The 10,055-nt window shown below is 54.2% G+C and carries 10 protein-coding genes; all 10 read right to left on the reverse strand.

Translation table 11 applies throughout. From position 1 onward, the window contains the following. On the reverse strand, positions 1–765 hold a 765-nt coding region (locus RMO15_RS24700), incomplete at its 3' end, for a hypothetical protein (RefSeq protein ID WP_309718889.1). A gap of 130 nt (positions 766–895) precedes the next feature. After that, on the reverse strand, positions 896–1,651 hold the full coding sequence (locus RMO15_RS24705) for a glycoside hydrolase family 16 protein (protein WP_309718892.1): 756 nt from the start codon (positions 1,649–1,651) through the stop codon (positions 896–898). Between the two features lie 29 nt (positions 1,652–1,680). Next, entirely contained in the window at positions 1,681–3,120 is a 1,440-nt protein-coding gene (locus RMO15_RS24710) for a M28 family peptidase (RefSeq protein ID WP_309718895.1), read from the reverse strand. A 39-nt stretch (positions 3,121–3,159) separates the two neighbouring features. Continuing rightward, entirely contained in the window at positions 3,160–3,915 is a 756-nt protein-coding gene (locus RMO15_RS24715) for an ABC transporter ATP-binding protein (RefSeq protein WP_309718898.1), read from the reverse strand. Further along, positions 3,912–5,033: an acyltransferase gene (locus RMO15_RS24720; RefSeq protein ID WP_309718901.1), complete on the reverse strand. Its 1,122-nt coding sequence runs from the start codon at positions 5,031–5,033 to the stop codon at positions 3,912–3,914. The genes RMO15_RS24715 and RMO15_RS24720 overlap by 4 nt, the downstream gene beginning before the upstream one ends. 10 nt (positions 5,034–5,043) lie before the next feature. Next, positions 5,044–5,679, reverse strand: a complete 636-nt coding sequence (locus tag RMO15_RS24725) for an FtsX-like permease family protein (RefSeq protein ID WP_309718903.1) — start codon at positions 5,677–5,679, stop codon at positions 5,044–5,046. Further along, positions 5,676–6,104, reverse strand: a complete 429-nt coding sequence (locus RMO15_RS24730; RefSeq protein WP_309718916.1) for a PqqD family protein — start codon at positions 6,102–6,104, stop codon at positions 5,676–5,678. The genes RMO15_RS24725 and RMO15_RS24730 overlap by 4 nt, the downstream gene beginning before the upstream one ends. Beyond that, positions 6,101–7,078 (reverse strand): hypothetical protein, encoded by a 978-nt coding sequence (locus tag RMO15_RS24735; RefSeq protein WP_309718906.1) that lies wholly within the window; start codon positions 7,076–7,078, stop codon positions 6,101–6,103. The genes RMO15_RS24730 and RMO15_RS24735 overlap by 4 nt, the downstream gene beginning before the upstream one ends. Positions 7,079–7,084: 6 nt before the next feature. Further along, the gene (locus RMO15_RS24740; protein WP_309718910.1) at positions 7,085–9,157 is read right to left on the reverse strand and encodes a hypothetical protein; all 2,073 of its coding nucleotides are present in this window, start codon (positions 9,155–9,157) and stop codon (positions 7,085–7,087) included. 22 nt (positions 9,158–9,179) lie between these two features. After that, positions 9,180–10,055 (reverse strand): ABC transporter permease (locus tag RMO15_RS24745; protein WP_309718913.1); only part of this gene is annotated, 876 nt, incomplete at its 5' end.

A 10,055-nucleotide genomic window follows, 5' to 3' on the forward strand; every position in this document is an offset into this window, starting at 1 on the left:
CATCTCGACATGGATCTCATCGGCGGCAAAGCCTAGAAACGCGGGAAACATCGGGGCATACTGGCGCGGCCCGACAGCGCGGGCTTTGTAGTTGCCAAAACAAAGATGGGTAGAGAGATGGCACTTGCCCACAATCGGCGCAACCGTGCGATTGAAAATTTCCACGAAGCGCTCGGGGTCTTCTTTATGGGCATAGCAGCTCATTGAGGGCTCATCGACGGTAATCTCCGTGCACCCCGCCACCACCAGCGCCACCAGCTCCGACTGCACCAGCGGCAAAAGCGCCTCGGTGATTGCCCAGCGGTCGGCGTAGAGTGCGCCTGGAAGCAGTCGCCCCGAGAGCGTGTATGGCCCCGGCACCGAAGCTTTGAGTGTCGCGCCCGATTTTCCGGCAAGCCGTTTTAGGCGCTTGAACTCGTCCACCGTCCCGAGGCCCTTGGGAGCCGTCAGCGGTGCCACAATCGGGTGTTTTCCACGCTGATCATGAGCGGGTGGGCCAAAGTGGCGCGGCGGCGCACTCTCTAGCTCGATGCCCTGAATGTAGCCGTAGAAGCTCAGGTTGAAGTCCAGGCGCGTCTGCTCACCGTCAGAGATCACATCCAGCCCCGCCGCATTCTGATCGTTGAGTGCGGCAATTACCGCGTCTTCCTGCAGCTCCGCGAGATCGTCGGGGCCAAATTTATCTAAATTGGCGGCGGCAAACTCCAGCCAGCCAGGGAAGGGGTAGCTGCCAATCACCGTGGTTCGGAGAGGTGTTGTTTTCATAGATTCGTGCTCCGCCCCGTGAACGGGGCGTCGAGTGGCGCAAGCGCCGTAAAGCCCGTGCCGGGCTGGGAAAATTGGTTTGTAGCCCGGCACGGGCTTTGCGGCCAGAGGCCATTGCTGACACCCAATGCTATTGGGTGGCTTTCTGATACACCCGAATGTAGTCAATTTCGTAGCGTGTTGGGAACGCCGTCTTTGAGAAATCTCCGCCGTTCTGACCGCCTACTGAAAGATTAACTAAAATATAGTGCGGCTGCTTGAACGGGCACTTGCCATCAGGATTCGTTGCGTTTTTCAGCTCCATTCGGTTGAGAACCTTCCCGTCCACGGAAAGCTCGATGGCGGTCTCATCCCAGTCCATCCACCAGGTGTGGAACTTCTTGCTCCAGTCTTTGCCCAGCGACTCAAGAGGGGTCTTCTTGCTAGACCACTTCGCATTCCAGCGCTGCTTCGTGCCCCACGCGACATTGGCGAGAAGCTGGCCGCGGTAGAACTCCATGATGTCTATCTCGCCATTGCTGGGCCACTCGCCCTCGACGCCCAGTGTCCAGAATGCGGGCCAGAGTCCGAGCTGTGTGTCAATCTTAGCGCGCATCTCAAAGCGCCCATACTGCCAGCTCTGGAGACCAGATGTGCTCAAGCTCGCCGAGGTAATCTCTGCGAACTCGCGGTTCTCCCGCCAGCTTTTGCTACCGGGCTTAAACGCGGGGTTCTTGATCTTCTCGCGTCGCGCCTCGATGATTAAGTTGCCTTTTTCGCACCAGGCATTAGCTTCTTGATAAAACTGGTGCTCCTCGTTGCGCACGAAGCCCTTTTCAAACTTCCAGTTTTTTGGATCAGGCGGGCCGGGTTTATCAAACTCCTCGGCCCAGACTAGCTTGTACATAAATACCCCCGCCGATTGAAATCGGCAGTCTACCGATTCAGTGGCTTGTCCACTTTGGGGCGCTGGGGCAGGTTTCCCACGTTGATCGCCGTCAGAAAGACCGTTCGCGTGATCTTCTCCATTTTATTGAAGTCAATCTTGCTCACTTCATCGCCTACTTGATGGTAGTCTTCATGCACACCATCGAACCAGAAGCAGACCGGGATGCCTTTTTTGGCATAGTTGAAGTGGTCGCTGCGATAGAAAAAGCGATTGGGATCATCGGGCGCATCGTACTTGGGATCGTAGTCGAGCTTGAGGTACTTGGCGTTGGTCTCATGAATCAGCTTGCCAAGCTCGGTGCTCATCATGGTGGTGCCAATCACATAGATGGAGTTTGGCCCCGAGAGATCTTTATTTGAGGGCTTTGTGTCGCCTGCGGGCTTACTACGACCGATCATGTCAATATTGAGCTGCGCGACGATCTGTCCAATCGGGACGGTTGGGGTGTCGACAAAGTACGACGAGCCTTGGAGCCCTTTTTCCTCGCCCGCGTGCCATACAAAAAGTATCGAGCGCTTGGGCCGCGCTCGAACGGCTGCCTCCGCCATGGAGAGGATTGCTACCGTCCCCGAGCCGTCGTCGTCCGCACCGTTGAAGATCGTGTCCGTGCCTCGTCCACCGGTTCCCACGTGATCGTAGTGTGCTCCCACAGCCACGAACTCGCTCTTCAGCTTCGGGTCAGAGCCTTCCGCAATCGCCACCACGTTTTGTGTATAGATACGGTCTATCTTGGCCTGAACCGTCACCGATGTACTTTTTCCCACGCTAGTAAGGGCTTGTACACTCGCTTCTGGGCTCAATGTAATCACCGGTGGTGTTGCGGCTGGCTCTGGGGTGGGAGTGCGCTCCATGCGCCAGAACGTCCTTCTGCTCGCAAGGCTAGCCTGCCGTCGCCACCAGCTCTGGTTGGTCGAGGTGCGCAAGACGGCAACAGCTCCTGCCTCCAGTGCCTTGGCTAGTACCGTATCGCGGACTTCCGGGCCAAGCAGGACGATCTTACCCTTGACATCGGTCGAGCCAAGTTCCTCAGTAATGCTCACCAACTCACCGGTAGCACTGCCATTACCACGGTCAATCGCAAAGCTCTCCCCAGACTTAAGTGCAGTATCAGCAATAGTCAGGGTTGATTTCGCGTCATCAAAGCCAGTCTTAATCATTGGGATCTTCTGAAAGAAAGTCCCGTTGTCACCTGCGGGCTTGAGTCCCCATTTTTTTAGGTGAAAGGCAAGAAACTCCGCCGCAACATCCAAGCCCTGCGACGGCGTGTCGCGGCCTTGAAGAGCATCGGAGGCAATAAAGGTCAGGTAGCCACGCAGATTTTCCGCGGTGATTACCTTGTCCGCCATGAGGCGAGCTGTATGCAGATCAGCGGGTTTGGTGGTGGCTTGCGCAGGAGCAACAAGAGCAGGGATGTAATATAAAGGCATGGTTTAGGGAAGCTCTCTAAGAAAGTAAAGTTCGTGAATTTAGTGGTCGCTGTGGCTGGGGTCCGCTTCGATTTCGGCGCGGGTCTGGATTTTGTCCACAAGACCATCGCGGATAATCACGGCGCGGTCCGAGACCCGAATCATCTTGGGGTCGTGGGTGGCGGTGATAATCGTAACATTGTGCTCCTGGTTGAGCTGTCGAAGAAGTGCGATAATCTCGGTGCCCGTGTTCTGGTCGAGGTTTCCGGTGGGCTCATCGGCGAGAACAATGGCGGGGTTGTTGGCGAGTGCGCGTGCAATCGCCACACGCTGCTGCTGACCGCCTGAGAGCTGGCCCGGCTTGTGGTGGTAGCGGTGGCCAAGACCGACCGTATCGAGTAGCTCCATTGCCCGTGCCGTGCCTTCGTCGCTCGGCTTTCCCGCAAAGACCGTGGGGAGCATCACGTTCTCTAGAGCTGTCATCACAGGGATTAAGTTAAACGTCTGGAAGATATACCCGATCGTGTGGCAGCGCAAAAACGCCAGCTCATTGGCATCCAGCTGTGCCATGTCCACATCGTTGATAAACACCGTCCCCGAGTTGGGCTTATCCAGCCCCCCGATCATGTTAAAAAACGTGGACTTACCCGAACCAGACGGCCCAATAATGGAGACATACTCCCCGCGCTTGATGTCCAGAGAGATACCCTTCAGAGCACGAGTTGTCTCGTTGCCCATCACAAACTCTTTGGTCAGATCCTTGGCGCGAACGACATACTCGATCTTGCCGCTTCCAGTGCTTTTTTCGTTGCTCATTCTTGAACCGTCCTACTCTTTAATTTACTCAATAAACTGATGAAAGGTTCTTCAACAGTTTTAAAAAAAATCAATGCTAATAACAAGCATCCAGATACAGAGATGCAAAATGCTATATATTTATTATCAATTATATGTTGATTCCTGTACAGTGTTTGGAAATTGAAAATAAAAATCAAATGAACTAAATAGAGAGAAAATGAGATTTTCCCTAGATTGGTAAGTAGTTTGCTTTTCAGAAAACGACGAAATACATTAGATTTATTCCTCGATATTGCAATCATGCCAGAAGCCGTAGCTATACCTAATAAACTATCACTGACTGGTAGAAGAATTTTTCCCATTTTACTAGATATTGGTATCATTTGGCATAAAATAATTAGTGACATTATTGTGAATATACATAATAAATGAGATTTTTCTTCAAATGAATTAATTTCAGGCTTGTGAGATACCCAGCAAGAGTAAATACCTAAAGTGAATAAGAAGAAATACCAAGGACTACACAATTCCCATGAGTCATATGATGCGTAAAATGCACAAAACTTAGTAAGAATACCTCCTATTATAAATCCCACTAGTACTAGGATATAGGGTCCTCTTGTGAGTAGTAAGTGAATAATAAGTGGGAAAAATAAATACAGTCTGAATTCTAAATTGACGGTCCATAACCATTGCGCAGGATATGAACGATTTGGAAATATGTCTTGGATCAAAAATATAGAATAAATAATTGCCAATATGTCTGTCTGTGGAGGGTTTTTTGAAAATATTTGGTATGTGAATTGAAACAATATAGCTACAATTAATGTAATGTAAAGAGGAGGTAAGATGCGAATGGCTCTCCGAAGATAAAATATTTTTGGTTGGGGATACATTGTCTTCTTTTTTGTGATAGGAAGAGTTAAGCAAAATCCTGAGATGACAATGAAAAGTCCAACGGCGAAATGTCCATGTCGGATCCAATCAAGAAAACCTAGATACCAAGGAATATCTGGGGATCCGAGTAAAATGAGATAGGCATGATACAGCATTACCCATAGTGCAGCAACCGCACGTAGGCCATCTAGGTATTCCAGATGGTTTTGTCCTGTTTGAATCTTGGTTGCTTTAGTCATTATTCGATCTCTAAACATCGCTTCGCAGCGCAGCGGCGGGGGGGATGCGTGATGCATTAATGGCAGGGAAAAGAGTTGCAACCATAGTCAGTGCAATCCCAAGGACGATACAGAATACTAAATTCGTACCAAATGCCGCACCTGTAAAAGAACCAGACCACGTTTCACCATGAAAAGCGGTCTTCGGATTAAAGGAGAAGTACTTTGTGGCAATCATCAGAAGTGTGCCGACGATATAGCCTAAGCTAGAAGCAATTGCGCCCATCAGCGCTGCCTCAATCAGAAAAATCTTGACGATAAACTGCTCTAGCGCCCCGAGGCACTTCATGGTTCCAATCTCACGGAAGCGCTCGGTGACACTCATGAGCATCGCGTTGGTAATTCCCACCGCACAGACGAGGAGCGAGAGTCCTACCAACCAGTTGCTCCGCGCCACTTCATCCGCCGACGCATTGGCTCCCGCGACGGCCTTGCTGGTGAGCACGGAGGCCAGAAACGCGATCCCCAAGAATACTCCACCTGCCGTGATCATCGAGCGCCAGAAGCGAATCTTGATCGTGTTGAGCGCGAACTCAAAGGCCTTCTTGAAGGGAAGCTGCACGCCTTTCTTAACGCCGCTCTTGCTTATTTCTGTACTATTACTCATTTTTTCTTTGTCGTTCCAGTTTGAATGCCGATTAGCCGACGGTCCGCTAGCATCTTCAAGTAGGCGGTCACCGATGTCTCTGCCTGGCGCTTATTGAGCTTGTAGCTCTCACTGATTCGTCGAGCGATTTTATCCACGCTATGGTCACCATCACAGAGCTCCCAGACATCGGAGCCAATCTGATCAAGCTCGACTTTCTTGTGGTCGGGGAGCTTGAAGCACCGGGCCACGAAGTTGCCCCAGCGATCTTGCCGACGGGGAATGCGTATCAGCACCAGCTCGGGTAAGCCCTCTTCCCGTGCCACTTCGCGAGACCAGACGATCTTGGGGTGACGAACCGGCCGTGATGCCAGAACTTGGCCCCGGCTAGGCCGATTCTTTTTCCCCTCCACGGCTGCGCGGAGCTGCGCGATCATGCTACTCATCCGTGGCACCTCACTCGGCTTACCAGGGTGTCCATGGCGTCGGCGGTGCGAAACGGACGTAGGTTCTGGACGAGATAGATCTTATTGGAGGGCTCACAGTGCCAGGCGCGGGCAGAGAAGCGGGTCGCGGGAATCCGCAGGCTCATCAGCTCACGTGACGCTTGCACCCAAGCCGGGCCAAGTGCCAGTCCCCCGCGCATCGCCACAGCCTCATGCCCGGCCACGGTCGCCTCTTCTGCCTTGTAGCGCGCTTGGGTCAGCTCACCACGTGCATTGACTTCCAGCCAGGCATCTAAGTAGGCATCTTTTCGTGCGACATTGGCAACGGCCCACTGCTCCACACTGAGACGATCCGTGCCATCGGCCAGTGAGATCCGCAGATACACGTTCATCAGCTGCTGGCTTGCAAGCTGGAAACGACTCGGGAGCTCGATCTTGAGATCATAGAGCGACCAGAGTCGCCAGCCCGGCTCGGCATCACGGTTCTCGATAGAAGCAAGAATGGTCTCCGAGGCACCCGCGAGTCCTTTGCGACCACTGCGGTCACCAAGCACCTGGGCGATCACCACACGGCGCGTCTCTCTGCAGTGCCAGAGCGCTCCAAAAGCCTTTCGGTCACCCGTCCACTTGAAGCCAAAGCCCTCGCGCTCATCGCGCTGCACGCCTCGGGGGAGGGGAGTCAGCTCGCTCTCAAAAGCGAGGCGTTTCTTTTTAGCAGCGCGTGCCAGAGACGCCAGATACGACTCGCCGCGCACCTCGATGTCTATCGGCTTCTTGGTCTTCTTCGGCTCGGTGGCCCACTTTAGCTCCAAGCCCTGCTCCTCACCATCGTCAATTCGCAGGTAGCCCTCGTCGTAGCTACCCGAAAAGCCCGTCAGATCCCAGTCTTCCGGGACACGCAGGGTGAAGCCCTGCCAGCCTAAAAGCTTGGTCTGACGCTTGGTTGGTTTTGGGGAAGCAGGGGCAGCAGTCATAGTTGGCTAGAACGGGAGCGGCTGAACCGCCTTGGCAATTAGGGCGAGCGCAATGGCCGCCATCGAAATAAGACCAGTTCCGCAGGCAAAACCCGCAAGGAGCACTGGTGCGTAGTTACGCCATTTTTCGACACCGTAGCGCTTGGCAAAGTAGAACTTACCCAGACACGCTCCAACAAACAACGGAACTGTGTCAGCCGGGAGAGCATTGGCACCACCCGCCGCACCATAGAACGCGAGCATCGGGAGTTTTGCCATAAACATCACCCCGTAGAGCGCCAGAGTCACCACGCCGCCGCCGATGATAAAGCTTGGCTTGATGGAGTCGAGTACCCAGGTCGCACCGCCTGCCTTATTGATTTGGTTCCAGATTGCTTGGTTGGACGCAATCAGCGGCCACATACGCTGTGCAAACGGATACTGACTAGAAGGAATCTGGCTGGTTCCCCAGATAAACGACCAGTAGATAAATCCTCCCAGCATGATCAAGGGGAACATCAGGAGCTCCGCCTTTAAGATTGACGTGAACTTGGTCTTCGTCAGCTCCACTTCCCGGAAACGCTGTGCGAGCGAGCCGTAGTCATGGATGGGCATGGGAGCGAACCAGACATCAATTCGCTTATAACCCGACTCCATCACGGTCAGCTCTTTCACGTAGGGAAACTGCGCGTCTTGGCTCGTAAGGCCAAACATTCGGGCCGCTACATACGAGTTCAGCGGCGTGAGGAGTAGACCATAGCCTAGGAGCAGTGTGATCGGGAACTGCGGGATCAGGAAGTGGGTGAAAGCAATGTAGGCCAGGGTCGCCAGGAGCCAGATGCCCAGGGCAATCTTCCACCAGCCTGCCTTGTCACCGCGCCCCGCAGGAACTTCGTGCCAGGCTCCTCGTGAGCTACGCTTCAGGCCACGCGATGCCTCAATCGAGCCCTTGACAATGATATAGATTCCAATGACCGCAATGGCAAGCTGGATTCCAATCCCCGCAGAGAGCCAGAAGTCAAAGTTATTGACCATTCGGGTCTCGATAGACTCGGTGCCAGGGTGCCACTGGTGCAGGATACCTTGTTTGTAGAGAACGGGGTTTAGCCCGACTTGGAAGACGAGCGAGGAGATACAAGTCGCCGCTACCATCTCAAAGGGGAGGACAAACCCGGTAAGAATCTTTCCGAGATCACCGGAGTAGCCCACTGGTGCTGCCGGAAGAATGGTCTCGGTGGAGGCCATAAAGTCAATAAAGGGGATCGGAATCAGGGTGACGGCTTTTCCAAAGGCCGTAGCCGTCATGATAGGGATCGCGACATAGACGGCCCCAAAGATCAGGCCAATCACGGTTCCCGTGGAGAAGATACGCCAGCGCCAGGAGTCTTCTTTACTGCCCGCCTCCGCCAGTGCGGTCGCCCCCGAGGCGGCGACAGAGGCGAGGGGGAAGGGGAGACGCTCGACATCACTGGTGGCACGGAAGAGTAGGTAGCCAGCCGGAAGCCAAGAGAGGCGCTCCAGGGTTTGGTGGATCATCATCACCGGAATCGGGCCGAGCACGCCACCGACCATCCACCAGTCGGGGTGGAAGAAGTTGCGCTGATCGAGTCCCGCAGAGCCGGGTTGTGGGGTGGAGAACCAGGGGATCTCTTTCGCGATAGCAGCGGCCTGTGGACTCTGGATGAAGTACTGGTTCCAGATGAGCCAGCCGAAGGGGCCACCGGAGATACCACGGTCTGCTCCTGCCACAGCGGCGAGGCCACCCGCGACATAGTAGAGCAAAAAGATCTCCTGCCGCTTTAAGGGCAAGAACGAGCGCCGGGCAATTTCGGCAAAGAGAACGATGGTCACCCACTGCGCCGCGGCCCCGAGGCCTGATCCCGCGACAAGACCCAGGTAGATCGCCCCGGCGGTCATGATGAGACTTACAAAGATGGAGCCAATGATGGTCTTAGCGGTAAAGCCTTCGTCGAAGGTGTTGTCATCTCCTTGTGACTCTGCCTCAATGAAGTCACGCGTGTCTGCGACGCTGTGATCTTGATTGTCGGTGTGGTGCGGCGTCGCCACGTCCTCGTTGCCAAGGCTTTCCTTGTTGCTCATATTGTCCATGTCGTTTGCCATTTTACGCCTCCACACTCGCAAACTCAGTCTCGGTCAAGTAGCGCTCTCGCTCCGCGCCGCTCAGGGTGCGCCAGACAAGAAATTGCTTTCTGAGTGTGTTCATAAAGCGCCGGTTGACGCGTTTCCAGTTTGAGACATCGCCCGAGACCCGGTGAAGCGTCAGTTTAAGATCAAAGACATCCTCAAAGTCGGTTGGAACCGTCTCCAAGCGAATCATCTGAGAGACGCCGAGATCAAACGGAGCGAGCCAGGCTTTACACCCGATTCGGTAGCCGGTGCCTTTCTCGGACTCAAAGGTTTCGCGGACGATCCCCTCAGTGATAAAGTCGCCGACCGAGTAGCCCTCGTAGCTTTGGAACCACTCGGCAAGAAAGCCATTTACTCCGGCGGCTTGGTCGCCCGTGACCGCAAAGGGCAGGCGGATAGCCCAGTCATCGCCGACAGGGTCGGGGACAGACCAGGTACGCGTGCTGGACGGACTGGCGACTTCGGAGGCTTTCTTAGCGGGCCAGAGAGTGGACAAAAGCACAACGGCTACCACGACCAGGGTTGAGAGCACCGCACTCACCGACGAGAAGTTCAGTGAGAGCCCCTGCATCAAGTGAAACGTTGAGAGGATCTTACTGATTCCCTGACCCAGAACGTAGCCCGATACAGAGCCAAGGATCGCGTAGACCAGTGCCTCCGCCATAAACAGTGTTCCGATATTGCTGGGAGAGAGGCCAATGGAGCTAAAGATATGGATCTCTTTCACGCGCTCAAAGACCGAACCCAACATCGTATTGAGAACAATCAGCGCGGCGATTAAGATCGGAATCAGAATCGTGCCAAAGTCCTCGCCCTTAGTTGCGCCCACCGACGAGAACCGCTCGATCTT

This window comes from Armatimonas sp. (assembly GCF_031410135.1).
Lineage (GTDB): Bacteria > Armatimonadota > Armatimonadia > Armatimonadales > Armatimonadaceae > Armatimonas.